This is a genomic window from Stenotrophomonas sp. YJH_SMC_106-19, assembly GCF_059368375.1.
Genome location: NZ_JCAFRQ010000005.1, coordinates 204,548 through 229,607 on the forward strand (window position 1 = coordinate 204,548; position 25,060 = coordinate 229,607).

Consider the following 25,060-nt stretch of genomic DNA (forward strand, 5'->3'; position numbering starts at 1 on the left):
GTGATGAAGGGCGACAAAGGAACGTCGGCGCCACACAACCAGCAGCTGCGCGCGCTGCTGTTCACCGACCTGTGCGATTCGCTGCAGCTGGTTGAGCGGATCGGTGATGTGGCGGCGGCCGAGCTGTTCCAGCAGCATGACCGTCTGGTGCTGGGTCTGCAGCAGCGCTGGAACGGGCAGCTGATCGACCGTTCCGACGGCCTGTTCGTACTGTTCGAGCGCACCATCGATGGCGTCGGTTTTGCCCTGGCCTACCAGACTGCGGTGGAGGCGCTGGGGCGTGAGCGCGGCATCGTGCTGCGCGCGCGTGCGGGCCTGCATGTCGGTGACGTGCTGTTGTGGAACAACAGTGCCGAAGCAATGGCCCATGGCGCCAAGCCGGTGGAGGTGGAGGGCCTGGCCAAGCCGATGGCGGCGCGGCTGATGCAGCTGGCCTGGCCGGGCCAGGTGTTGCTGTCGGCCACCGCCGAGCACATGGCACGGCGCGCTACCTCCACGCTGCCCTGGGCCAGCGAGGCGCTGCGCTGGAAGCACCATGGGCGCTGGCGCTTCAAGGGCATCACCGAGCGCCAGGATGTGTTCGAGATCGGCCTGCGTGGCAGTGCGCCGCTGCGTCGACCGCGCTCGGGCGAGAAGGCATGGCGCGATCTACCCTTGTGGCGGCGTCCCGCGGCTGTGGTCACCGAGGCCGCGCTGGCGGTGACGCTGGGCGTGCTGCTGTGGATGCTGCTGCGCCCGGCGCCGGCCATCGCCTTCGCCGAACGGGACTGGGTGATCCTGGCCGCGGTGCAGAACACCACCGCCTATCCGCAGCTGGACAGCAGCCTGGAGCAGGCGCTGTACATCAGCCTGGGTCAGTCACGCTTCGTCAACATCCTCAGCGAGTTGAAGGTGCGCGACACCCTGCAGCTGATGCAGCGCTCGCCACAGGCACGGCTCGACCGAGGCCTGGCCATCGAGGTGGCCCTGCGCGACGGCGCACGCGCGGTGCTGGTACCGAGCGTGCTCGAGCTCAACGGCAAGGTGCGGGTCAGTGTCGAAGTGGTCGATCCGCACAGCGGCCAGACCGTCTATACGCGCTACGCCGATGGTCGAGGCCTGGAATCGATCCTGACCTCCACCGACCACGTGGTGGCAGCGCTGCGCGCCGACCTGGGCGAAGCGTTGCGTGATGTCGGTCGCGATCAGCGACCACTGCCCACCGTGGCGACGGCCAATCTCGATGCCCTGCATGCCTACGCCAAGGGCGTCGATGCCACGGCGGCCGCCCGCTACGACGACGCACTGATGTTCTACGAGCAGGCCACCCGGCTCGATCCCGCATTCGCCTTTGCCTATGTGGGGCAGATGACCATCCAGCACGCCAAGGGCAACCTGGAGCAGGCCGCCGTGCTGTACCGAAAGGCGGTCAGCCAGCGTGCCCACCTGACCGCACGCGACCAGCTGTACCTGGACGCGTGGGCAGCGGATTTCGCAGGTGCACCGCCCATGCGCATCGCCGACAAGTGGCGCCTGCTGACCGAGCTGTACCCGGACGACCCGGCCGGTTGGATGAACTACGCCAAGATCCTGTACACCCAGGGCGACTATGACGGCGCCCTGGCCGCAACACAGCCGCTGCTGGCCCGCCAGCATTCTCGGCGTGCGCTGGTGCTGGTGTTCGTGGCGCGGGTGCAGCTGGCCCGTGGCGAAGTCGCCGCAGCCGAAGCGGCGCTGCGTGGCGCACGCCTTCATCCGGGCTGGAATGGCGATGGCATGGAGCCGGTGATCGCCGCGCTGGCTGGTGATTTCGAGGCCGCCAATGCCGGTTTTGCGGCGATGCCCGTATCGGGGCCGGGGACGCGCATGCTGCGCGCGGCGGTGCTGGCCATGCAGGAGCGCGCGCACGAGGCAGCCACCGACATGCGGCAGGTGGCTGCCCAGTGCACGACGGTCGGTGGGCTGTGCGAGATCTACGCGCTGCAGGCACTGGCCTGGCGCGAACAGGAAGGCGACCACGTGACGGCGCAGGAATACCTGCGTGTGCTGGACCGGGCGCTGGCCGCGGTCGACCGTCGCCATCCTGCGCCAGCGCGCCGCAATGCATTCATCGCCCTGGCGGCGGCCTATCATGCCGCGCGCGCAGGCCACGCCTCGGTGGTGATGCAGCGCAGGGACCCGCTGCAGGCCCTGCCCGAGCGCGACGCGGATCCGCGTCTGCGCGAGCTCTGGAACCTGCTGCGTGCCCGCATGGCCTTCGACCAGGGTGACCTGGACCAGGCGCAGGACCTGCTGGCGCAGCAGCCGTCGGCGAACCTGTTCCAGTGGCGGGTGCTGCAGCTGGATCTGGTGACCGCGCGCGGCGACCAGGCCGCGGTCGCACGGCAGGCGGCGTGGCTGCAGCGCCACGCCGGCCTGGCATTTGCTGAAGACACCGGTGACTACGCTCTGTTGCCACTGAACGCGATGGATGTGCAGCGGCTGGCGGCAGGCCGCGCCGCCGCAGTGATGCCTGACAAGGGCACGGTGGCCGCGCCCTGAGGCCGGTCTATCGATCCAGGCCGGGCAGGCCATCCTCGAACAGGAACGGCACGGTGAACGAGGCACGCGCGTCCAGCAGCTCCCGCAGGCGCGGAGCGGCCTTGGCGAACTCGGCCTTGCTGCCCAGCGTGGCCAGCGGCGTATGGCAGGCGCGCACGCAGTCTTCATCGGCGCCCAGATCGAGCAGTGCCTGGCCCGGATCAGCGGCGAAAGCCTTGCGGAAGTCATCGTCGCTGGACAGGCGTTCCAGCAGCTGCTGGACGACGTGGGTGGGAAGCGGTGAAGAAGACATGGCGTGCAACCGACGGGCTGGGAAAATGGAAGTATCGGCGGCGATCGTGCGAAGTTGATGGCAGGCACGTGCATCGCGCTATGATCGGCGCCCCCGCAGGCCTTTCGATTGCACGCCGATGAGATTCCGCCGTTGCCGGACACTGTTCGTCGAGCCGGTCGAACGCCCGGCCTTTGCATTGGCCGACCTGATGGCCGGCGGCACCGGGGTGACCTTCGAGCAGCGGCTGCAGGTGCGTACCGCCCACCTGCCTTCGGCATGCGAGATCGATGCCGACAGCTGCGCCTGGCTGTTGGCCTGCAGCGCCGAGCATTGGCAGCCGATGCCGGAGGATGCGGCCTGCCGCCGCCGCGTACTGGCGCTGCTGCAGCAGGGACTGCTGGTGAGCGACGATCCGGCCCATGCCGAGGCCTGTGCGGCCGAGCAGCGCGTGCGCGACAGCCACTGGTGGCCGCTGTCGGCGCTGCACTACCAGCAATCCTGCTGGGATGGCGTGGACAGCAGCGCGGACATGCAGCGTCAGCAGCTGGTGACCGCGCGCGACCTGGTCCGCAGCTTCGGCAATCCGCCGCCGGAGGCGCCGCCACGCCAGCCCGGCGCGCTTGCGCTGCCCCGCTGCGATGATGATCCGATGCAGGAACTGCTGCAGGCGCGTGCCACCTGCCGGAATTTTGATGCAACCCGCGCGCTGCCGCGGCCGTTGCTGGCACGGCTGCTGCAGCAGGTGCTGATGGCGCAGGCACAGGTGGAAACCGATCCGGACGTGCGGTTCCTGAAGAAGAACGTGCCCTCGGCCGGCAGCCTGCATCCGCTGGAAGCCTATCTGATGGTGCGCGACGTGCAGGGCCTGGCGCCGGGGCTCTACCATTACCACGCAGTCGCGCATGAACTGGCCCCGCTGCCGGTGCAGCCCGACGATCCCGCAGGGTTCCGCCTGCGCCTGCTGGCGGGCCAGCACTGGTTCGCCGATGCCCACGTGCTGCTGGTACTGGTGTGCCGCTTCGAGCGCACCTTCTGGAAGTACCGCAACCACGCCAAGGCCTACCGTGCGGTCATGCTCGACGCCGGGCACATCTCGCAGGCGTTCTACAGCGCGGCCACCGCACAGGGCCTGGGCGCGTTCGTCACGGCGGCCATCAACGAGGCCGAGGCCGCGCGCGCGCTTGCCCTGCAGCCGATGGCGGAAGGCGCGCTGGCGGTATGCGGCTTCGGCTGGCGCGCGGCAACGATGCAGACCTCGGAGATGGACCCGGCGGGCCGTGTCTGGCCCGCCAGGATCACGCCGTAGCGTGGCTCAGGCCGCTTCGAAGTCGACCAGCACCGCGCCGTCCCCGACCTGGTCGCCGGCCTTCGCCCGGTAACCCTTCACTGTGCCGTCGGCCGGTGCCTGCAGGGTGTGCTCCATCTTCATCGCCTCGAGTACCACCAGCGGCGTGCCGCGCTTGACCTGGGCACCGGCCTCGACCAGCGTGGCCACGATCCTGCCGGGCATCGGCGCCAGCAGGCTGCCTGCATCGGCCACCGCATGCTCCGACTCGCCGACCGGGTCGTGCAGGGTGAAGCGGTGCTGGCCATCGGCGCCGAACAGATACAGCTGGTCACCCTCGCGCAGCAGCTGCAGTGACCAGCGACGGCCGTCCAGCTGCACCGTCAGGTGCTGGCTGTCGAGGCGACCGAGCACCGACTGCGGGGCCGCATCATCACATTGCACACGCCAGCCATCGGCCTGTGCCCACACCTTCAGCACGTGCCGGCGCTCTCCCTGCTGCAGCGGCAGCACGCGGGGCGCGGGCGCACCCAGGCGCCAGCCATCCTGTGCGCGCCAGGGCGAATGGGGGTCGCGCGGGTCGCTGCCGGCGTCGGCCGTGCTGGCAACCGCGGCGACCGCGGCCAGCTGCCACAGTGCATCGTCGCTGTCACCGACGGCACTCAGGGCGGCCTGCTCGCGTTCGATCAGTGCGGTATCCAGCCGGGCGTGCGCGAATGAATCGGTGTGGACCAGCCGGCGCAGGAAACCGGCATTGGTGGTCACGCCCACCACCTGGCAGTCAGCCAGCGCCTGGCTCATGCGGTGCAATGCGCTGTCGCGGTCCACATCCCAGACGATCAGCTTGGCGATCATCGGGTCGTAATACGGCGTGATGGCGTCGCCTTCCTCCACGCCGGTATCCACGCGCACGTTGGCCGAAGCAGCCGGCAGGCGCAGGCGGCGCAGGGTACCGGTGGACGGCAGGAAGCCGCGGTCGGCATCTTCGGCGTACAGCCGTGCTTCGATCGCGTGGCCTTGGATGGCCAGCTGGTCCTGGCGCAGCGGCAGTGGCTGGCCACAGGCCACGCGCAGCTGCCATTCCACCAGGTCGGTACCGGTGATGAACTCGGTGACCGGATGCTCGACCTGCAGGCGGGTGTTCATTTCCATGAAGTAGAAATCACCGTCCGGGCCGGCGATGAACTCCACCGTGCCCGCGCCGACGTAGCCCACGGCGCGTGCAGCGTCGACCGCCGCCTGGCCCATTGCCGCGCGGCGCTCGGCACTCATGCCCGGTGCCGGGGCTTCTTCCAGTACCTTCTGGTGCCGGCGTTGCACCGAGCAGTCACGCTCGAACAGGTAGACCGCATCACCGTGGCTGTCGCCGAACACCTGGATCTCGATATGGCGCGGGCGCTCGACATACTTCTCGACCAGCACGTGGCCGTTGCCGAACGCCGAGGCGGCTTCGCGCTGGCAGCTGGCCAGCGCATCGATGAAGTCCTCGCTGCGTTCGACCTTGCGCATGCCCTTGCCGCCACCGCCGGCGCTGGCCTTGATCAGCACCGGATAGCCGATCGTATCGGCCTGCGCGCGCAGGAAGTCCGGCGCCTGCTGGTCACCGTGATAACCCGGCGTCAGCGGCACGCCGGCTTTGGCCATCAAGGCCTTGGCCGCGCTCTTGTCACCCATCGCGCGGATCGCGCTGGCCGGCGGCCCGATGAAGGTGATGCCGGCGGCGGCGCAGGCATCGGCGAAGTCGGCGTTCTCGGACAGGAAGCCGTATCCGGGATGGATCGCCTGCGCGCCGCTCCGGCGTGCGGCGTCGAGCAGGGCCTCGCCGCGCAGATAGCTCTCGCGTGCGGCGGCCGGCCCGATGTGGATGGCCTCGTCGGCCAGGCGCACGTGGCGGGCATTGCGGTCCGCATCGGAATACACCGCCACGGTGGCGACGCCGAGGCGGCGGCAGGTGGTGATGACGCGGCAGGCGATTTCGCCACGGTTGGCGATCAGGACTTTGGTGAACATGGCGACAGGCTCGGTCATGGCGCGGGTTACATGCGGAACACGCCGAAGCGCGTCTGCTGCGGGGCGGCGTTGAGGCTGGCCGACAGCGCCAGGGCCAACACCCGGCGGGTATCGGCGGGATCGATCACGCCGTCGTCCCACAGGCGCGCGCTGGCGTAGTACGGGTGGCCCTGCTGCTCGAACTGCTCGCGGATCGGCGCCTTGAACGCGTCCTCTTCCGCAGCGGGCCATTGCCCGCCCTTGGCTTCGATGCCATCGCGACGCACCGTGGCCAGCACGCTGGCGGCCTGTTCGCCACCCATCACGCCGATGCGTGCGTTGGGCCACATCCACAGGAAATTCGGCGAATAGGCCCGCCCACACATGCCGTAGTTGCCGGCGCCGAACGAGCCGCCGATCACCACGGTGAACTTGGGCACCTTCGCGCAGGCGACCGCCATCACCAGCTTGGCACCGTCCTTGGCGATACCGCCCTGTTCGTACTTGCGCCCGACCATGAAGCCGGTGATGTTCTGCAGGAACAGCAGCGGGATGCCGCGCTGGGTGCACAGCTCGACGAAGTGCGCGCCCTTCAGCGCGGACTCGGAGAACAGGATGCCGTTGTTGGCGGTGATGCCGATCGGGTAGCCGTTCAGATGGGCGAAGCCGGTGACCAGGGTGGCGCCATAGCGCGGCTTGAACTCATCGAAGCGCGAGCCATCGACCAGGCGTGCGATCACCTCGCGCACGTCGTAGGGCTTGCGCGTATCGGCCGGGATCACGCCGTACAGTTCGTGCGCCGGCAGCAACGGTTCCTCCGGCGGCTGCATCGCCATCGCCGGTTCCGGCTTGCGCCAGTTCAGCTGGGCGATGATCGCGCGGACCCGTGCCAGCGCCTGCAGGTCGTTGTCGGCCATGTGGTCGGCCACGCCGGAAATGCGCGTGTGCACGTCCGCGCCGCCCAGTTCCTCGGCCGTTACCACTTCACCGGTGGCCGCCTTCACCAGCGGCGGGCCGCCGAGGAAGATGGTGCCCTGCTCGCGCACGATCACCGTTTCATCGCTCATCGCCGGCACGTAGGCGCCACCGGCGGTGCAGCTGCCCATGACGCAGGCGATCTGCGGGATGCCCTGCGCGGACAGGTTGGCCTGGTTGTAGAAGATGCGGCCGAAGTGGTCGCGATCGGGGAACACCTCGTCCTGCAGCGGCAGGAAGGCGCCACCGGAGTCGACCAGATAGATGCACGGCAGGTGGTTCTGCTCGGCGATCTCCTGTGCACGCAGGTGCTTCTTCACCGTCATCGGGTAATAGGTGCCGCCCTTGACCGTGGCATCGTTGGCCACGATCACGCACTCCACGCCGCTGACCCGGCCGATACCGGCGACCACGCCGGCTGCCGGCACAGCGTCGTCATACATGCCATGAGCAGCCAGCGGCGCGATTTCCAGGAAGGCACTGCCGGCATCGAGCAGGGCGTCGATGCGGTCGCGTACCAGCAGCTTGCCGCGCGCGGTGTGCTTGGCGCGCGCCGCCTCGCTGCCGCCCAGGGCAGTGCGGGCGAGGGTGGCGTGCAGATCGTCGACCACGGCCTGCATCGCCGCGCGGTTGCTTTCAAACGTGTCGCTGCCCGGTTGCAGCTGGCTGTTCAGGACGGTCATGGGGTGGCCTTACAGAGTGCGCTGGAACAATTCACGGCCGATCAGCATGCGGCGGATCTCCGACGTGCCCGCACCGATCTCGTACAGCTTGGCGTCGCGCCACAGGCGGCCGGTCGGGTACTCGTTGATGTAGCCGTTGCCACCGAGGATCTGGATCGCCTGCCCGGTCAGCCAGGTGGCCTTCTCGGCGGCGTACAGGATCGCACCGGCCGCGTCCTGGCGGGTGGTACGGCCCTGGTCGCAGGCGCGTGCCACGGCGTACACGTAGGCGCGGCAGGCGCCCAGGCCCACGTACATGTCGGCGATCTTGGCCTGGATCAGCTGGAAGCTGCCGATCGCTTCGCCGAACTGGTGGCGTTCGTGCACGTACGGCATCACCACGTCCATGGCCGCAGCCATCAGCCCCAGCGGGCCGCCGGACAGCACCACGCGCTCGTAGTCCAGGCCGGACATCAGCACGCGCACGCCACCGCCGACGCTGCCGAGCACGTTCTCTTCGGGAATCTCGCAGTCCTGGAACACCAGTTCGCAGGTCGGCGAGGAGCGCATGCCCAGCTTGTCCAGCTTCTGCGCGGTGGAGAAACCCGGCATGCCCTTTTCAACCAGGAAGGCGGTGATGCCCCTGGCGCCGGCGTCCATGTCGGTTTTGGCATAGACCACCAGCACATCGGCGTCCGGGCCGTTGGTGATCCACATCTTGTTGCCGTTGAGGACATAGCGATCGCCACGCTTGTCGGCGCGCAGCTTCATCGATACCACGTCCGAACCGGCGCCGGGTTCGCTCATCGCCAGTGCGCCCACCTTGGCGCCGCTGCACAGGTCGGGCAGGAAGCGCTGCTTCTGCGCCTCGCTGCCGTTCTTGCGCAGCTGGTTCACGCACAGGTTGGAGTGCGCGCCATAGGACAGGCCGATGCCGCCGGAGGCGCGCGAGACCTCTTCCATCGCCACCACGTGGGCCAGGTAGCCCATGCCGGTACCGCCGTATTCTTCCTCGACGGTAAGGCCGAGCAGGCCCTGTTCGCCCAGTTTCGGCCACAGTGCCTGCGGGAACTGGTTGGTCGCATCGGCCTCGGCCGCCAGCGACGCGATCTCGGCGGCGGCAAAATGGGCCACGCTCTGGCGCAGCAGGTCGATCTCTTCACCGAGATCGAAGTTCAGGGATGGCACGTGCATTACAGCGGCTCCACGGCGGCAAAGTGGGGGATGGACGCACCCAGGGCTTGCCGGCGATGGTTTCCAGGACCGCGCCGGCACGGGCGAGGCCCCAGCGTAACGGGGTTCGGGAAAGAAGTGAACACAAATTCAAAAATTGAAACCAAAATCAAAACATGGCCTACAAACGCTCTGCACTGATGGAAGAACGCCTGGCCGGGGCCCGCGAGCGGATCCTGCTGGCAACCCGTGAACGGGTCGCCACCGGCGGCTGGCGAAACGCCCCGGTGACCGCCGTGGCAACCCAGGCGGGGGTCTCCACCGGCCTGATCTACCGTCATTTCCCCTCCAAGGCCGACCTGTTCGTGGAGGTGCTCAACGCGGCGGTGGCCCATGAAGTGGCGATCATGGAACGCATCGCCAGCGGCCCGGAGGCCGCCAGCGAGCGCCTGCGGCTGGCCATCGCCGCCTTCGTGCGTCGCGCCCTGGCGGGTCCGGGGCTGGCCCACGCCTTCATCGTCGAACCGGTCGATCCGGACGTGGAAGCCGAGCGCATGCGCGGCCGCCGTGCCTTCGGTGATGTGTTCCTGCGCCTGGTGGAGGAAGGCGTGGCCGCCGGCGAACTGCCTGCGCAGGATGCGCATGTGGCGGCCGCGTGCCTGGTCGGCGCCTTCACCGAAGCGATGGTTGGCCCGACTGCGCCCAGCCGTGAAGCGCATCGCGACGAGGATGCGCTGGTCGACGCCATCTGCAGCTTCTGCCTGCGTGCCATCGGCGCACCGGTAAATCGGTAGCGCCGGGCCATGCCCGGTGGCTTGTGTTGCTGGGGTCAGATCCCTTTTGCGGCGCAAAGGGATCTGACCCCAGCCCCCGGCATGTTGCGCCGCACCAGCATTGACGCCTGTTGTCGCGCGCAGGGCGCGTTCTATACTCGGCCCATCACGCAGTCGCTCAGCCGTGGTCCAACGACTACCAGCCAGGGGTAACGAAGAGTGCGGAATTACGATCTGGAGTTCCTGAAACGCTTCTCCATGGTGATCGCGCTGTTGATGGCCATCACTCTGGGTCTGATCTTCCTTGCCGCCTTCCTGCACACCCGGATTCCGCCCGAGGTGTCGCCCACTGCGGCCAAACGCACCGAACAGCGCATCGCGCCGACCGGAGCGGTGTACGCCGGCAGTACCGGTGCAGCCGCGCAGGCGGCGGCCAAGGCGGCCGCGCTGGCCAAGGCCGCCTCGCAGGTGGCCTACGGCGGCACCACCGATGGCAAGGTCATCTTCGACAACCTGTGCACCGCCTGCCACACCACCGGGGTGGGCCAAGCGCCGACCCTGGACCGCGCGCACTGGGACCAGCGCATCACGCAGGGCAAGGACACGCTCTACAAGCACGCCATCGAGGGCTACACCGGCCCGGACGGCGGCATCATGCCTCCCAAGGGCGGCAACCCGGCGCTGACCGAGGAACAGATCCACGCCACCGTGGACTGGATGCTGGGCAACCTGAAGTAGGGCCTTTCCGCAGCGCCGGGCCTGCCCTCGGCAGCCTCTGCTCCACCTGCGCGGGCGGCTGCCGGACATGGGCCCGGCGCTGCCATCCCGTCGTCGACGGCCCCCGGGGCTTTGCCCACCCGGGCCGATCGCCGGGCTGCAGTCGGGCGTTCGTATTTCGGGGTTAGTCTGTGCCTCCCTTCCGTGGAGTCGCCCGTCGATGCGCCGCCGTTCCCTTGTTCTCGCCCTGTCCCTGCTGCTGCCGGCACCTGCCTTTGCCCAGGCCCAGCCGCAGGCCATGCCGGCCCCGGCGACGTCCACCCCACGCAACTCCACCGTTGTACTGGCCACCGCGCCGGCCGACTGGCGCGCGCTGGACGGCCAGCGTGTGCGCATCGCTGCGCCGCTGACCCTGGCCGGCACCGACGCTCTGGAACGCTCCGGCCAGCTGACGGTCGCCTTCGGCGGTCGCCTGTGGCAGCCGACCGAAGTGGCCGCGCCAGGCACCGCCGGCATCGAACAGGTGATGGCTGACAACCTGCGCCGCCGCCTGGTCCTGGACGATGGCAGCGACGTGCGTGATCCGGGCAGCGTGGCCTACCTGCCGGGCAACCCGGTGCTGCGCACCGGCATGCTGCTGCGCAATGTGGAAGGCACTGTCCGCGTGGACGCGCAGGGCCGCCCGCAGCTGCAGGTGGAAGGCACGCTGAGCCTGCCCGCACTGCAGCGGCCGGCGGTGCCGGACGTGCCTGGCAGCCTGCGTATCGCGGCGTTCAACCTGGAAAACTACTTCAATGGCGACGGCCAGGGCGGCGGCTTCCCGACGTTGCGCGGTGCCCGCACGCTGGAGGAGCACAAGGCCCAGGTGGCCAAGCTGGTCGCCACCATCAATGCGCTCGATACCCACATCGCCGCCCTGATGGAGCTGGAGAACGATGGCTACGGACCGCAGTCGGCCATTGCCGAGCTGCTGGCCGCGCTCAATGACCGGCCACACTCCGGGCCGGACGACGCATGGGTGGCGGTCGATCCGGGCGAAGGCCCCGGCACCAATCCCATCCGCGTCGGCATCATCTACAAGCGCGGTGCGTTCAAGACATTGGGCCCGCCGTTGACCAAGCTTGACGGCTCGTTTGCCGAGCACAGCCGCGCACCGCTGGCGCAGGCTTTCCAGGGCAAGGGCGCACCGTTCATGGTGGTCGCCAACCACTTCAAGTCCAAGGGGTGCCGCGACGCCAGCGGTGCCGACGCCGACCGCAACGATGGCCAGGGCTGCTGGAATGCGACGCGCGTCGAATCGGCCCGCCAGCTCAACCAGTGGGTGCAGGCCGAAGCCGCGCGCCTGAAGGTGAAGGATGTGGTGATGCTGGGCGATTTCAACGCCTATGCGATGGAGGATCCGATCCGCACGCTGCACACGCTGGGCTGGCAGGATGCCTTCAAGGTGGCCAAGGTCGAACATCCCTACAGCTACGTCTACAACGGCTACAGCGGCCGCCTCGACCACGCCCTGCTGAGTCCGTCCATGGCACGCCGCCTGGCGGGCGCCGCCGAATGGCACAGCAATGCCGACGAGCAGGACGCCAGCGGCTACCAGGGGCGCAATGTGCCCGGCCCATGGCGCAGCTCCGACCACGACCCGCTGCTGCTGGGCTTCGACAAGTAATGCCCAACGCCGGGGTCGGATCCCATTCCAACGGAATGGGCTCTGACCCCGATGCATCGCCGGGCCATGAACGCGTGGGCCGCACGTGGGGTCAGAGCCCATTCCGTTGGAATGGGATCCGACCCCCGGGCCGTACTCACCCCCAGGCGATCAATCCGATCGCCAGCACTGCCAGCGCCAGGCCGGCCCGGTTCCACTTCGTGGTCGGTTCGCCAAAGGCAAACACGCCCACCAGCGCGCCCAGTACCACCACACCGATGTTCATGCCGGCGAACACCGTGGCCGGGCTGTCCGGCATCGCCTGGTGCGCGTGCACATAGAACAGGATGTTGCCGCCGTTGAGCAGGCCCAGCAGCGCGCCCGCGCCGAGGTTGTGCCAGGCCAGCCGGCTGCGGCCGCTGAAGTGCCGCCACAGCTGCAATGCCAGCATCAGCACGAAGGCCACGCTGAAGCTGGCCAGCACCGCCGCCATCGACGGCGTGCCGGACAGCGCCACCTGCTTGAGCAGCACGTCCACCACCGCGAAGCCGCCCCATACACCCAGCAGCCAGCCCCAGCCACCGGGCGAGGACGCCACCGCCGGGCCGCGCGGGCGCAGGCTGATGGCCACCATCGCCAGCAGGCCCAGGCCGAGCCCGGCCAGCTTCCACGGCGTGGCGGTCTGGCCGAAGAACAGGAACGCCGCCGCCAGTGACAGCAGCAGCGACAGCCGCTGCGCCACGTCGCTGCGGACGATGCCGGCCACCGCCACCGCGCGGCCCAGCACCAGGAAGATCGAGGGCAGCACCACCGCCAGCGCCAGCAACGACGGCCACGGGGCATGCGGCGCGCGCAGCGCATCCAGCGGTGGCTGCAGCACCACGGCCGTCAGGGTCGCAGCCACCAGGTAGTTCCAGGTGACCATCTGCGCAACATCCAGTTGGCGGCGTCCGGCCACCTTCAACAACACCGAAACCAGCACGCTGCAGATCACGGCCAAAGACAGGTAGAGCATGGGGCGGGCACAGGGCAGGGGCGGGGGACGGTATCATGGTGCCATGCACAAGCCTTCGTTCCCCGTCGCCCCTGGCGAAACCACCTGCCTCGAACTGGACGGCCCGGCCGGCCCGCTGGAAGTGGTCGTCGACCTGCCCAAGGCCGATGTGCCGGTGCAGCCGATCGTGGCCATCGTCTGCCACCCGCTGTCCACCGAGGGCGGCACCCTGCACAACAAGGTGGTCACCATGACCGCCAGCACCCTGCGCGAGCTGGGCATCGCCACGGTGCGCTTCAACTTCCGCAGCGTCGGTGGTTCGGCGGGCACCTTCGATGGCGGCGTGGGCGAGCAGGATGACCTGAAGGCCGTGACCGCCTGGGTGCGCAGCCAGCGCCCCGACGACCGCCTGTGGCTGGCCGGCTTCAGCTTTGGTGCGTTCGTTTCGCTGAAGGCAGCCGCCACGCTGCAGCCGGAGGCGCTGATCTCGATCGCGCCGCCGGCCGGCCGCTGGGATTTCGACGGCGTGCAGCCACCGGCCCGCTGGCTGGTGATCCAGGGCGAGCAGGACGAGATCGTCGACCCGCAGGCGGTCTATCAGTGGCTGGACGCGCTGCAGGCTCCGCATGAGCTGGTGCGGATGCCCGACACCAGCCACTTCTTCCATCGCAAGCTGATCGACCTGCGGGGTGCGTTGACCCACGGCGTCAAGCACTGGCTGGGCGCAGCGGCATGAGTGCAGTCGAGTTGACCCCGTCGCAGCGGTATGCGGCCGGGGTTGCCCGGGGTGACTGGCAGGACGACCCCGCCCAGCACGCGGCGCTGGCCGAGCTGGACCGCATCCACGTGGGCCTGCTGGACAACGCCGACGACGGCTGGCTGGACCGGTTGTCCTCGTTCTGGAAGAAGCCCGAGCCGGTCAAGGGGCTGTATTTCTGGGGGGGAGTCGGCCGCGGCAAGACTTTCCTGGTGGATCTGTTCTACGACGGGCTGCCAATCAAGCAGAAGTACCGCACCCACTTCCATCGTTTCATGCGCAGCGTCCACGAGCGCCTGCGCGAGCACCAGGGCCAGAGCGACCCGTTGGCGAAGATCGCCCAGGAATGGCGCAGCAACCTGCGCGTGCTGGTGCTGGACGAATTCTTCGTCACCGACATCGGCGACGCCATGCTGCTGGCGCGCCTGCTCGAACGCCTGTTCGCCGAGGGCGTGACCCTGGTCACCACCTCCAATACGGCGGTGGAGAACCTGTATCTCAATGGTCTGCAGCGCGAGAGCTTCCTGCCCGCCATCAGCCTGCTGCAGCGCTTCTGCGTCGAGCTGTACGCCGAAGGCACGGAGGATTACCGGATGCGCGCGCTGACCCGCTCGCCGGTGTACCGCGCGCCGCTGGCCGCCGACAGCGACGACTGGCTCGCCACGCGCTGGAACGAACTGAGTGGTGGTCAGCCCGCCAAGGCCGGCAACATTGAGATCGAAGGCCGCAAGATTCCGGTCCGCGGCCGGGGCAAGAGCATCGCCTGGTTCGACTTCGCCGCCCTGTGCGAAGGCCCGCGCGGCCCATCGGACTACATCGAGATCGCGCACGAGTTCAATACGGTGCTGCTGGGCGGCATTCCCGCCTTCGATCGCCTGAACGAGGACGCCGCGCGCCGCTTCGTCAACCTGATCGACGAACTGTACGACCGCCACGTCAACCTGGTCTGCACCGCCAGCACCTCGCCGGTCGAGCTGTACACCGGCCAGCGCCTGCAGGGCGCGTTCGAGCGCACCGCCTCGCGCCTGATCGAGATGCAGAGCGCTGAATACCTGGGTACCCCGCACCGGGCGTGAGGGCCCGGGAGCTGCACGATCTGCCGGAAGGGCAGCCGCGCGCAGGCGCTGCAGCGGCAGCTCGACGTTACCGGCTGGGCGCCAGTGCGTTCCCCTGCGGCCGCTCCTCCGGCCCGGTCGACACCTGCAGGCCGTTGTCGCTGCGCTCCAGCAGCCGCAGCGGCTGGCCCTGGTAACGCACTTCCAGCGCATCGTGGGTATCGGCCAGCGCACGCACCAGCGGGCACAACGCCATGGCGCTGGCCTCCACACGCTGGGCACCGGCTTCCAGGCGCCGGTCCAGCTCGGCATCCAGGCGCTCGGCACGTTCCTCCATGGCGTCGCTGCGGCCGGTGAAGACCTGCCAGAGCACGCTGCGGGCGATCGAGCCGGACAGCGTCTCGGCCATGTCCTGCACCTTCGCCTCGAATCCGGGGCCGAAGGTCGCCTGTTCCCAGTAGCCCTTTCCGAGCGTCCCCTCGATCCAGTCATCCGCCTGCCGCCGCAGGCGCCTGACCTTGCGGCTGTTGGCGGTGCCGGTCAGGCTCTCGTAGACGCCATCGAGCGCGTCGAAGCTCAGCTGGCTGACATCGCGCGCCAATGCCGTGGCGGCGGGCATCAACCGGCGCGCGCCGGCCTCCAGCTGGCGCAGGCGGGCGGCATCGGCGTCGCTGACCGGCACGATCGTGTCATCCAGGCTCAGCACACCATCGTGGAACACCACCTCGTGCGGCGCCTGCGGGCCGTGTCGCAGCCAGATGCCGCCGCTGTCCACCAGCACGTCATAGTCCGTGCGGATGCCACACTGGTCCGCGTGCAGCTTCGGCGCGTCGGCCGCCTGCGCCGGCATGATGCACAGCGCCGACAGCACTGCCAGGGCAGGCAGTCGCAGGTCCATTGGACATTCCTTTTCCAGTCGCCAGAGCCCAGCGTCCGCCTCTCCGGCCTGTCCGTCATCGGCCGGAAGTCACGCCGTCCACCGGATTCCCACCGGCTGCCCACCTTCTATCCACAGGGTTGTCCCTTGGTCATTCCGTTACTGTCATGTGAAGCTGTCATTGTTCTGTTTCCGCACGCCGTTGTACCGCCGGAATGACGCGTTCCGGTCTTGACTGCGCGGCCCGTTCCGGCAGGTCCAAAGCGTCCGATCCGGGCGCCGATGGCACGATCCTTGCGGCGCAAGGGATTGCCGAATTTCACTACATTTGGCGTTGACGGACCCCACCACCCCCACTATCTTGTGGCCATCGGTCGCAGCGACCCCACGTCGCAAGGACAACGGGGAAGGCGCAGAGGCGGGAGCCACGCGGCACCCCCGTCCACAGCGATACCCGTCGGCGACCGTCACGGCAGCGGCAGGCGCAGGTCTCACCTCCTGCGACGCCCAGCTGCCATCCTGGGCCGTCATGTCCTGGGCCGCGCCACCGATGCACCTGCAACCACCCCATCACGCCAAGAGGACACACGCCGTGACCACCGAAACCAGCGCCACCATCGAAAAGGAAAGCGAGTTCCTGTTGACGTCGCCGCCGACGGCCAACGCGATGAGTGTGACCAAGCGCAATGGCACGACCGAACTGGTGGACCTGAACAAGATCGTGCGTGCGGTGCAGCGTTCCTCCGAAGGCCTGCACGCCGTCGATCCGATGCGCGTGGCCACCCGCACCATTTCCGGCCTGTACAACGGCGCCACCACCCGCGAGCTGGACGAGCTGTCCATCCGCACCGCCGCCCTGCTGATCGGTGAAGAACCCGAGTACGGCCGTCTGGCCGCGCGCCTGCTGGCCAACTACATCGCCAAGGAAGTGTCGGGCCAGGAAATCTATGCCTTCTCGCAGTCGGTCAGCCGTGGCCATGAAGTCGGCCTGATCAACGACCGCCTGCTGAACTTCGTGCAGACCAACGCGCGCAAGCTCAACGATGCGATCGACATCTCGCTGGACCTGAACTTCGATTACTTCGGCCTGCGTACCCTGTACGACCGCTACCTGCTGCGCCATCCGCACACCCGCAAGGTGATCGAGACCCCGCAGCAGTTCTTCCTGCGCATCGCCAGCGCGCTGAGCGAGGACGTGTCCGAGACCCTGGCGCTGTACAAGCGCATGGGCAACCTGGACTACCTGCCGTCCAGCCCGACCCTGTTCAACTCCGGCACCACCCACGAGCAGCTGTCCTCGTGCTTCCTGCTCGATTCGCCGCAGGACTCGCTGGAGTCGATCTACTCCAAGTACGGCGACATCGCCCAGCTGTCGAAGTTCTCCGGCGGCATCGGCGTCAGCTACACCCGCGTGCGTTCGCGTGGTTCGCTCATCAAGTCCACCAACGGCCATTCCAACGGCATCGTGCCGTGGCTGAAGACCATGGACTCGTCCGTGGCGGCGGTGAACCAGGGCGGCAAGCGCAAGGGCGCGGCCTGCGTGTATCTGGAAACCTGGCACGCCGACATCGAGGATTTCCTCGAGCTGCGTGACAACACCGGTGACGAAGCCCGCCGTACCCACAACCTGAACCTGGCCAACTGGGTGCCGGACCTGTTCATGAAGCGCGTCGAGGCCGACCAGGAATGGTCGCTGTTCGATCCGCGCGTCGTGCCGGAGTTCACCGATCTGTTCGGCGAAGCCTTCGAGCAGGCCTATCTGCAGGCCGAAGCCCAGGGCAAGGCCAACCGCACCATCTCCGCCCGCAAGCTGTACGCCCGCATGATGCGTACGCTGGCCGAGACCGGCAACGGCTGGATGACCTTCAAGGACAAGTGCAACCGCGCCAGCAACCAGACCCTGCGTCCGGGCAACGTGATCCACCTGTCCAACCTGTGCACGGAAATCCTGGAGGTCACCTCCAACGATGAAACCGCGGTGTGCAACCTGGGTTCGATCAACCTGGGCAACCACTTCGACGAGCACAACGAGTTCGACTTCGAGAAGCTGGCCGAGACCGTGCGCCTGGCCGTGCGCCAGCTCGACCGTGTCATCGACCTGAACTTCTACCCGATCGAAACCGCCCGCCGCGCCAACCTGCGCTGGCGCCCGGTCGGCCTGGGCTGCATGGGCCTGCAGGACGTGTTCTTCCGCAAGCGCCTGCCGTTCGACAGCGCCGAAGCCCGTGCCCTGTCGAAGAAGATCGCCGAGACGATCTACTTCCACGCGCTGGAAACCTCGACGGAGCTGGCCCAGGAACGCGGCAAGCACCCGTCGTTCAACGACACCCGTGCCGCCAGTGGCGAACTGCAGTTCGACGCCTGGAACGTGGTGCCGGAAGACACCGCGCGCTGGGATGCCCTGCGTGCCCGCATCAAGGAGCACGGCCTGCGCAACTCGCTGATGATCGCGATCGCCCCGACCGCGACCATCGCCTCCATCGCCGGCTGCTACGAGTGCGTCGAGCCGCAGGTGTCCAACCTGTTCAAGCGCGAAACCCTGTCCGGTGACTTCCTGCAGGTCAACCGCTACCTGGTGAACGAGCTGAAGAAGCTGGGCCTGTGGACCGCCGACATGCGCGATGCCATCAAGCTGGCCGAAGGTTCCATCGCCGGCCTGACGCAGATTCCGGAAACCCTGCGTGAGGTCTACCGCACCGCGTGGGAACTGCCGATGCGTTCGCTGATCGACATGGCCGCCGAGCGTGGCGCCTTCATCGACCAGTCGGCCTCGCTCAACCTGTTCATGGAAAGCCCGAACATCGGCGCGATGTCGTCCATGTACATGTACGCGTGGAAGCAGGGCATCAAGACCACCTACTACCTGCGCTCGCGTCCGGCCACCAAGATCGCCAAGACCACGGTCAGCAACGCGGCCCCGGCCAAGGTGTTCAGCCCGGACGAAGCCATCGCCTGCTCGCTGGAGAACCCGGAAGCCTGCGAGGCCTGCCAGTAATCGCGCGCTGTGCCGTAGATGGAGCCGGGCTCGGCCCGGCTGCGCAATGACAAGGTAGCGCCGGGCCATGCCCGGCGTTTTGACCCGAGAAGACAAGGAAACACCCATGGCCGACAAGCCCAAGCAGATGCTGCTCGATCCCGGTTTTGAACTGACGTTGCGCCCGATGCGCTACCCGCAGTTCTATGACATGTACCGGAATGCGATCAAGAACACCTGGACGGTGGAAGAGATCAATTTCCAGATCGACATCACCGACCTGCACAGCAAGATGTCGCCGGGTGAGCGCCACCTGATCCATCGCCTGGTCGCGTTCTTCGCCACCGGCGATTCGATCGTGTCCAACAATCTGGTGCTGAACCTGTACCAGCACCTCAATGCGCCGGAAGCGCGCATGTACCTGTCGCGCCAGCTGTATGAAGAAGCGCTGCACGTGCAGTTCTACCTGACCCTGCTCGACAACTACCTGCCGGACCCGGAAGAGCGCGCCAAGGCGTTCTCGGCGGTGGAGAACATCGACTCGATCAAGAAGAAGGCCGATTTCTGTTTCAAGTGGATCGACTCGATCCAGGACCTGACCCGCATCGAGACCCGCGAACAGCGCCGCCAGTTCCTGCTCAACCAGATCTGCTTCGCCGCCTGCATCGAAGGCCTGTTCTTCTTTGCTGCGTTCGCCTACGTGTACTACTTCCGTTCGCGCGGCCTGCTGCCGGGCCTGGCCTCGGGCACCAACTGGGTGTTCCGCGACGAAAGCGCCCACATGGAGTTCGCGTTCGAGTCGGTGCGCGTGGTCCGCGAGGAAGAGCCGGACCTGTTCGATGACGAGATGAAGCAGCAGGTGTACGACATGCTGGCCGAAGCGATCGAGTGCGAAGTGCAGTTCGCCGAGGACGTGCTGTCCGGCGGCGTGGCGGGCATCTCCACGCGCGACATGCGCCAGTACCTGCAGCACTGCGCCGACCAGCACTTCGCCAAGCTGGGCATGGAAAAGAAGTACAACGTGCGCAACCCGCTGCCGTTCATGGAACTGCAGGACGTGCAGGAGCTGACCAACTTCTTCGAACGCCGTGTTTCGGCCTACCAGGTCGGCGTGCAGGGCGAAGTTGCCTTCGACATGAACTTCTGACCCGTCCGGTCAGGCCTGTCGCAGCGAAAACCCCGGCCGATGCCGGGGTTTTTTGTGGGTAGCGCCGGGCCATGCCCGGCGGGTACCGCCCGGGGCTGCGCGCAGCGTCGATCGCGCCGCGCGCTCGCCGGGCATGGCCCGGCGCTACCGCCGCCCTTCCACCGCCATGCGCACCGCCAGCCCGGCCAGGACCGTGCCCATCAGCCAGCGCTGTGCCGCCTGCCAGCTCGGGCGCCCGGCGAGAAATGCCGCGATGCTGCCGGCCAGCACCACGATCACCGCGTTCACGCTCAGGCTCACCACGATCTGGGTAGCACCCAGGACCAGCGACTGCATCAGCACGCTGCCGTGTCCGTCCGGATGCAGGAACTGCGGCAGCAGGGACAGGTACATCACCGCGATCTTCGGGTTCAGCAGATTGGTCAGAAAGCCCATCGCAAACAATCTGCGTGGGCTGTCCGGCGGCAGGTCGCGCACCGCGAACGGCGAGCGGCCACCGGGTTTGAGCGCCTGCCAGGCCAGGTACAGCAGGTACAACGCCCCCCCGATGCGCAGCGCGTCGTAGGCGAACGGCACCGTCATCAGCAGGGCGGTGATGCCCAGCGCCGCGCACAGCATGTAGAACACGAAACCCAGCACCACCCCACCCAGCGAGACCAGGCCGGCGCGGCGGCCCTGGCAGATCGAGCGCGAGACCAGGTAGATCATGTTCGGCCCGGGCGTGAGCACCATGCCCAGCGAGATGAGGGCGAACGCCAGCAGATCGGAGGTCGCGGGCATGGGCAGTCCTGGCAGTGGGCGTGGCGCAGTGTAGCGCTGCCTGTACGGGGCCTGGCTTAACATTGCCGCACCCCACACCGAAGCCCTACCCATGACCCCGATCCCTGAAACCGTGCCACCGATCGAAGTGCGCATGGCCGAAATCGTCTTTCCCAACCATACCAACCACATGGGCACGCTGTTTGGTGGCCAGGCGCTGGCGTGGATGGACAAGGCCGCCTTCCTCGCCGCCGCCCGCTACTCGCGCCGCACCGTGGTGACCGCGCGCAGCGACCAGGTCGACTTCAAGCTGCCGATCCGCATCGGCCAGATGGTGGAAACGATCGGCCGCATCGTCGAGGTCGGCCGCAGCTCGATGAAGGTCGAGGTGGAACTGATTGCCGAAGACCTGCACAGCGGCGAGCGCAGGCTCTGCACCCGCGGCCACTTCGTGATGATCGCGCTGGACGAGGCGGGCCAGCCGATCGCGGTGCCGCCGCTGCCGGCGCCCTGAGCCGGCGCTTGTGGGGGCGCCGTGCTGCCCCCATCTGGTCGGCATGACCCCGCCGCTGACCGACTTCATCGACCGCGCCCAGCGCCTGTTCGTGCTGACCGGCGCTGGCTGCAGCACGGCCTCGGGAATCCCCGATTACCGGGATACCGATGGCCAATGGAAACGCACGCCGCCGGTCACCTACCAGGCATTCATGGGCGAGGCCGCCACCCGCCAGCGCTACTGGGCACGCAGCCTGCTGGGCTGGCCGCGCTTCGGCCTGGCCCAGCCCAACGGCACCCACCAGGCGCTGGCCGCGCTGGAGAAGCAAGGCAAGGTGCAGTTGCTGCTGACCCAGAACGTGGATGGCCTGCACCAGCGCGCCGGCAGCCGGAACGTGATCGACCTGCATGGGCGGCTGGACCTGGTGCGCTGCATGGGCTGCGAGCGCCGCAACGGTCGCCAAGCGTTCCAGCAGCGCCTGCTGGACGCCAATCCCGGCTGGGACACGCTCGAGGCCGGCATCGCCCCCGACGGCGACGCTGATCTGGAGACCGATTTTTCCTCCTTCGTGGTGCCCGACTGTCCGTCCTGTGGCGGCCTGCTGAAGCCGGACGTGGTGTTCTTCGGCGAGAACGTGCCGCGTGAACGCGTGGCGGCAGTGCATGAGCACCTGCAGCAGGCCGATGCCGTGCTGGTGGTGGGGTCCTCGCTGATGGTCTATTCCGGCTTCCGTTTCGTGCAGGCCGCAGCAAAGGCCGGATTGCCGGTGGCTGCCGTGAACCGTGGCCGCACCCGTGCCGACGACCTGCTGCAGTTCAAGGACGAGCGCGATTGCGCTGAAGCGCTGGCCGGATTCGTCATCGGGTAGCGCCAGGCCATGCCCGGCGAGCATGCAGCGCCACCGCGAAACAGCGATCCATCCACATGGTTGATTCGCCGCCCTTGCAGCGGTGCAATACGCACCCCCCTCTGCCCGTCCCTGCACCCCTCGTGAGCCAGCTGTTCTCGCCGATCACCTTCGGCCGCCTGACCCTGTCCAACCGCATCGTCATCGCGCCGATGTGCCAGTATTCCGCCGAAGACGGGCGCGCCAGCGATTGGCATGCCATGCATCTGGGCAACCTGGCGCAATCCGGTGCCGGCCTGCTGATCCTGGAAGCGACGGCGGTTGAGCCGCGTGGACGCATCAGCTGGGCCGACCTCGGCCTGTGGGATGACGGTACCGAAGCTGCGCTGGCACACGTGCTGGCCAGCGTGCGGCGCTGGTCGCCGATGCCGCTGGGCATCCAGCTGGGCCATGCCGGCCGCAAGGCCTCGGTACAGCGTCCCTGGGACGGCGGTGGCCAGCTGCCGGCCGATGATGCACGTGGCTGGACCACGGTGGCGCCGTCAGCGCTGCCGTTCCATGCTGCCGATCCCGCGCCGCAGGAACTGGATGAGGCGGGCATCGCGGGAATCGTTGCTGCCTTCGCCGCCAGCGCGGTGCGCGCCGAACGCCTGGGCTTCGAACTGATCGAAGTGCATGCCGCGCACGGCTATCTGCTGCACCAGTTCCTGTCACCGCTGAGCAACCGGCGCACCGATGGCTACGGGGGTTCGCTGCCCAATCGCCTGCGCCTGCTGGTAGAGGTATTCGATGCCGTGCGCGCGGCAGTGTCCGACAAGGTGGCCGTCGGCGTGCGCATCTCCGCCAGCGACTGGGTCGACGGTGGCTGGGATCTGCTGCAGAGCGAAGCGCTGTCCCAGGTGCTGGACGCGCGTGGCTGCGATTTCCTGCACGTCTCCAGCGGCGGCCTGGATGAGCGCCAGAAGATCAGCGTCGGGCCGGGCTACCAGGTGCCGTTCGCGGCCGCGATCAAGGCCAAGGTGCGCATGCCGGTCATCGCGGTGGGGATGATCACCGAACCGGAGCAGGCCGAATCGATCCTGCGTCATCGCCACGCCGATGCCATCGCCCTGGCCCGCGGCATCCTCTACGACCCGCGCTGGCCCTGGCACGCGGCAGCCGCGCTGGGCGACAGCGTGGTGCCGGCCGCGCAGTACCTGCGCTGCGAGCCGCGTGAGGCACGCGGCGTGTTCACCCCGCGCTGAAGGTCATACCCGCCAGGCCGGCGGCAGGCCGGCCTGCAGGTGATCGAACAGCGCACGGATCCTGGCGGTGAAGTCGCGGCGGTCGCTGACGCAGAAATAGACCTCCATCGGTTCCGGGCGCCATGCGCTGTCCGCGCCGAACACCGCCTGCAACCGGCCATCGCGCAGAAAGGGATCGGCCACGAAGGCCGCCAGCCGGGTGATGCCGGCACCGGCCGCGGCCAGTTCGGCCAGCGCGTCGATGTCATCGCACACCATGCCGGGCGGCAGCGGCGCATCCGCGCGCTGGTCGCCCTTGCGCAGGCCCCAGCGCAGAGGCCGCCCATCGGTGGGGAAACGATGCAGCACACCCCGATGGCCGCGCAGATCGGACGGCTCCTGTGGCCAGCCATGCGCCTGCAGGTAGGCAGGCGAGGCGCAGAAGACGAAGGGAATGCGTGCCAGCGGCCGCGCCACGACGCCGTCCTCCAGCTGCGCACCGATGCGGATGCTGGCATCGACCGCCTCCGGACCATGCTGCACGGCCCGGTCGGACAGCCGCAGTTCCAGCTGCAGCTGCGGATAGCGTTGCTGCAGTGAAGGCAGCAGGGGCGCCAGCACGTGGCGGCCGAACGCGCGGCTGCTGGCGATGCGCAATGGCCCGGCCGGCTCGATGTCACCGCTGGTGACCAGGGCCTGCGCCCGCGCCAGATCGGTTTCGATGTGGCGCACCTGCGCCAGGTACAGCGCACCGGCCTCGCTCAGCGCCAGCTGGCGCGTGCTGCGGTTCAGCAGGCGCACGCCCAGGTGTGCCTCCAGGCGATGGATGTTCTGGCCGACGGCGGTGGCGCTGATGCCAAGGCTGCGGGCCGCAGCGGCAATACTGCCGGTGTCTGCGGTGCGGGTGAAGCTGCGGATCAGCTGCAACAGGTTCATGACCCGCCAGCGTGCCACGAAAGCCCGCCACGATCACTTGGAACTGTCCGAAGTGGTTCGTTGCATCGGTGACAATGGATCACGCGGGCGGGGTGCTGCCCTACACTTGCAGGATGCGACCCGATTCCATCCTCACCCTGTCCTGCCCCGACCGTACCGGCATCGTCTACCGCGTGTCGGGCCTGTTGTTCGATCATGGCTGCAACATCCTCGACGCCCAGCAGTTCGGCGACGAGGAAAGCGGCCGCTTCTTCCTGCGCGTGCATTTCGACCGCGATGCCAGCCTGCCCCTGGACACGGTACATGCGTCCATGGCGGCACTGGCCCGCGAGTTCGGCATGGACTGGCAGCTGCAGGACGGTCGGCGTCGTGCGCGCCTGCTGGTGCTGGTCAGCAAGCAGGGCCACTGCCTGAATGACCTGCTGTTCCGTGCGCACAGCGGGCAGCTGAAAGTGGATATCGCGGCAGTGGTGTCCAACCATGCCGATTTCGCACCGCTGGCTGCGTCCTACGGCGTGCCGTTCCACCATCTGCCGGTGAACGCGGATACGCGTGCGGTGCAGGAGCAGCAGATCATCGATCTGGTCGAACACGAGCGTATCGACCTGGTGGTGCTGGCGCGCTACATGCAGATTCTTTCACCCACCCTGTGCCGCGCGCTGGCCGGCCGGGCGATCAACATCCATCACAGCTTCCTGCCCAGCTTCAAGGGCGCGCAGCCCTATCACCAGGCGCACGCGCGCGGGGTCAAGATCATCGGCGCCACCGCGCACTATGTCACCGAGGATCTGGACGAAGGTCCGATCATCGAACAGGACGTGGCCCGGGTCGATCATGCGATGACGCCGCGCGACCTGGTACGCCTGGGCAGCGATACCGAATCGCAGGTGCTGGCGCGTGCCGTGCGCCGCCATGTGGAGCACCGCATCCTGCTCAACGGGCACCGCACGGTGGTGTTCCGCTGATACCTGCCCGGCCGGAC

The 25,060-nt window shown here is 68.0% G+C and carries 21 protein-coding genes; 13 read left to right on the forward strand and 8 right to left on the reverse strand.

Annotated elements, in window-relative coordinates; genetic code table 11:
* Window positions 1–3: 3 nt before the first annotated feature.
* Entirely contained in the window at window positions 4–2,520 is a 2,517-nt protein-coding gene (locus AC5P5M_RS15125; protein WP_495206100.1) for a putative peptide modification system cyclase, read from the forward strand.
* Between the two features lie 7 nt (window positions 2,521–2,527).
* On the opposite strand, the gene AC5P5M_RS15130 is transcribed toward AC5P5M_RS15125, so the two are convergent.
* Window positions 2,528–2,812, reverse strand: a complete 285-nt coding sequence (locus tag AC5P5M_RS15130; protein ID WP_053518604.1) for an NHLP-related RiPP peptide — start codon at window positions 2,810–2,812, stop codon at window positions 2,528–2,530.
* A 118-nt stretch (window positions 2,813–2,930) separates the two neighbouring features.
* Between AC5P5M_RS15130 and AC5P5M_RS15135 the strand changes: the two genes are divergently transcribed.
* Complete coding sequence (locus AC5P5M_RS15135; protein WP_495206101.1) at window positions 2,931–4,100, forward strand: putative peptide maturation dehydrogenase; 1,170 nt, start codon at window positions 2,931–2,933, stop codon at window positions 4,098–4,100.
* Between the two features lie 6 nt (window positions 4,101–4,106).
* Here the strand turns inward: AC5P5M_RS15135 and AC5P5M_RS15140 are convergent, their stop codons facing one another.
* Genes AC5P5M_RS15140 through AC5P5M_RS15150 form a run of 3 tightly spaced genes read right to left on the reverse strand, consistent with a single transcriptional unit; the run spans window position 4,107 to window position 8,899 of the window.
* Window positions 4,107–6,089 carry an acetyl/propionyl/methylcrotonyl-CoA carboxylase subunit alpha gene (locus AC5P5M_RS15140; RefSeq protein WP_495206102.1) on the reverse strand — a complete coding sequence of 661 codons (1,983 nt, stop codon included), beginning with the start codon at window positions 6,087–6,089 and terminating at the stop codon, window positions 4,107–4,109.
* Between the two features lie 26 nt (window positions 6,090–6,115).
* A complete protein-coding gene (locus AC5P5M_RS15145; RefSeq protein WP_495206103.1) occupies window positions 6,116–7,726 on the reverse strand; it encodes a carboxyl transferase domain-containing protein in 1,611 nt (536 codons plus the stop codon).
* Window positions 7,727–7,735: 9 nt separating this feature from the next.
* Entirely contained in the window at window positions 7,736–8,899 is a 1,164-nt protein-coding gene (locus AC5P5M_RS15150) for an isovaleryl-CoA dehydrogenase (protein WP_495206104.1), read from the reverse strand.
* Between the two features lie 155 nt (window positions 8,900–9,054).
* Between AC5P5M_RS15150 and AC5P5M_RS15155 the strand changes: the two genes are divergently transcribed.
* The 3 genes from AC5P5M_RS15155 to AC5P5M_RS15165 all read left to right on the forward strand — a co-directional run bounded on the left by AC5P5M_RS15155 (window position 9,055) and on the right by AC5P5M_RS15165 (window position 12,034).
* Window positions 9,055–9,672, forward strand: coding sequence for a TetR/AcrR family transcriptional regulator (locus AC5P5M_RS15155; protein WP_053518597.1), 618 nt, complete (start codon window positions 9,055–9,057; stop codon window positions 9,670–9,672).
* Between the two features lie 198 nt (window positions 9,673–9,870).
* A complete protein-coding gene (locus AC5P5M_RS15160) occupies window positions 9,871–10,389 on the forward strand; it encodes a c-type cytochrome (RefSeq protein WP_053518595.1) in 519 nt (172 codons plus the stop codon).
* A gap of 199 nt (window positions 10,390–10,588) precedes the next feature.
* A complete protein-coding gene (locus tag AC5P5M_RS15165; protein ID WP_495206105.1) occupies window positions 10,589–12,034 on the forward strand; it encodes an ExeM/NucH family extracellular endonuclease in 1,446 nt (481 codons plus the stop codon).
* A 136-nt stretch (window positions 12,035–12,170) separates the two neighbouring features.
* Here AC5P5M_RS15165 and AC5P5M_RS15170 read toward each other — a convergent pair whose 3' ends face one another.
* Entirely contained in the window at window positions 12,171–13,028 is an 858-nt protein-coding gene (locus AC5P5M_RS15170) for an EamA family transporter (protein ID WP_053518593.1), read from the reverse strand.
* 43 nt (window positions 13,029–13,071) lie between these two features.
* On the opposite strand from AC5P5M_RS15170, the gene AC5P5M_RS15175 reads away from it, so the two are divergent.
* Window positions 13,072–13,743, forward strand: a complete 672-nt coding sequence (locus AC5P5M_RS15175) for an alpha/beta hydrolase (protein ID WP_053518591.1) — start codon at window positions 13,072–13,074, stop codon at window positions 13,741–13,743.
* On the forward strand, window positions 13,740–14,840 hold the full coding sequence (zapE, locus tag AC5P5M_RS15180) for a cell division protein ZapE (RefSeq protein WP_053518589.1): 1,101 nt from the start codon (window positions 13,740–13,742) through the stop codon (window positions 14,838–14,840). The genes AC5P5M_RS15175 and zapE overlap by 4 nt, the downstream gene beginning before the upstream one ends.
* Window positions 14,841–14,907: 67 nt before the next feature.
* Here the strand turns inward: zapE and AC5P5M_RS15185 are convergent, their stop codons facing one another.
* Complete coding sequence (locus tag AC5P5M_RS15185) at window positions 14,908–15,717, reverse strand: DUF2884 family protein (RefSeq protein ID WP_053518587.1); 810 nt, start codon at window positions 15,715–15,717, stop codon at window positions 14,908–14,910.
* A gap of 571 nt (window positions 15,718–16,288) precedes the next feature.
* Between AC5P5M_RS15185 and AC5P5M_RS15190 the strand changes: the two genes are divergently transcribed.
* Together AC5P5M_RS15190 and AC5P5M_RS15195 are read left to right on the forward strand one after the other, a co-directional pair.
* Complete coding sequence (locus AC5P5M_RS15190) at window positions 16,289–18,691, forward strand: ribonucleoside-diphosphate reductase subunit alpha (protein ID WP_053518585.1); 2,403 nt, start codon at window positions 16,289–16,291, stop codon at window positions 18,689–18,691.
* A 106-nt stretch (window positions 18,692–18,797) separates the two neighbouring features.
* On the forward strand, window positions 18,798–19,817 hold the full coding sequence (locus AC5P5M_RS15195) for a ribonucleotide-diphosphate reductase subunit beta (RefSeq protein WP_005420683.1): 1,020 nt from the start codon (window positions 18,798–18,800) through the stop codon (window positions 19,815–19,817).
* 144 nt (window positions 19,818–19,961) lie between these two features.
* On the opposite strand, the gene AC5P5M_RS15200 is transcribed toward AC5P5M_RS15195, so the two are convergent.
* The gene (locus tag AC5P5M_RS15200; RefSeq protein WP_262100921.1) at window positions 19,962–20,597 is read right to left on the reverse strand and encodes a LysE family translocator; all 636 of its coding nucleotides are present in this window, start codon (window positions 20,595–20,597) and stop codon (window positions 19,962–19,964) included.
* A 91-nt stretch (window positions 20,598–20,688) separates the two neighbouring features.
* Between AC5P5M_RS15200 and AC5P5M_RS15205 the strand changes: the two genes are divergently transcribed.
* The 3 genes from AC5P5M_RS15205 to AC5P5M_RS15215 all read left to right on the forward strand — a co-directional run bounded on the left by AC5P5M_RS15205 (window position 20,689) and on the right by AC5P5M_RS15215 (window position 23,163).
* Entirely contained in the window at window positions 20,689–21,090 is a 402-nt protein-coding gene (locus AC5P5M_RS15205; protein ID WP_053518579.1) for an acyl-CoA thioesterase, read from the forward strand.
* 43 nt (window positions 21,091–21,133) lie between these two features.
* The gene (locus AC5P5M_RS15210) at window positions 21,134–21,940 is read left to right on the forward strand and encodes an NAD-dependent protein deacetylase (RefSeq protein WP_476342805.1); all 807 of its coding nucleotides are present in this window, start codon (window positions 21,134–21,136) and stop codon (window positions 21,938–21,940) included.
* A 122-nt stretch (window positions 21,941–22,062) separates the two neighbouring features.
* Window positions 22,063–23,163: an NADH:flavin oxidoreductase/NADH oxidase gene (locus tag AC5P5M_RS15215; RefSeq protein ID WP_080375304.1), complete on the forward strand. Its 1,101-nt coding sequence runs from the start codon at window positions 22,063–22,065 to the stop codon at window positions 23,161–23,163.
* Between the two features lie 3 nt (window positions 23,164–23,166).
* Here the strand turns inward: AC5P5M_RS15215 and AC5P5M_RS15220 are convergent, their stop codons facing one another.
* Entirely contained in the window at window positions 23,167–24,078 is a 912-nt protein-coding gene (locus AC5P5M_RS15220; RefSeq protein WP_476342803.1) for a LysR family transcriptional regulator, read from the reverse strand.
* 113 nt (window positions 24,079–24,191) lie between these two features.
* Between AC5P5M_RS15220 and purU the strand changes: the two genes are divergently transcribed.
* Complete coding sequence (gene purU / locus AC5P5M_RS15225) at window positions 24,192–25,043, forward strand: formyltetrahydrofolate deformylase (protein WP_053518573.1); 852 nt, start codon at window positions 24,192–24,194, stop codon at window positions 25,041–25,043.
* Window positions 25,044–25,060: the final 17 nt, after the last annotated feature.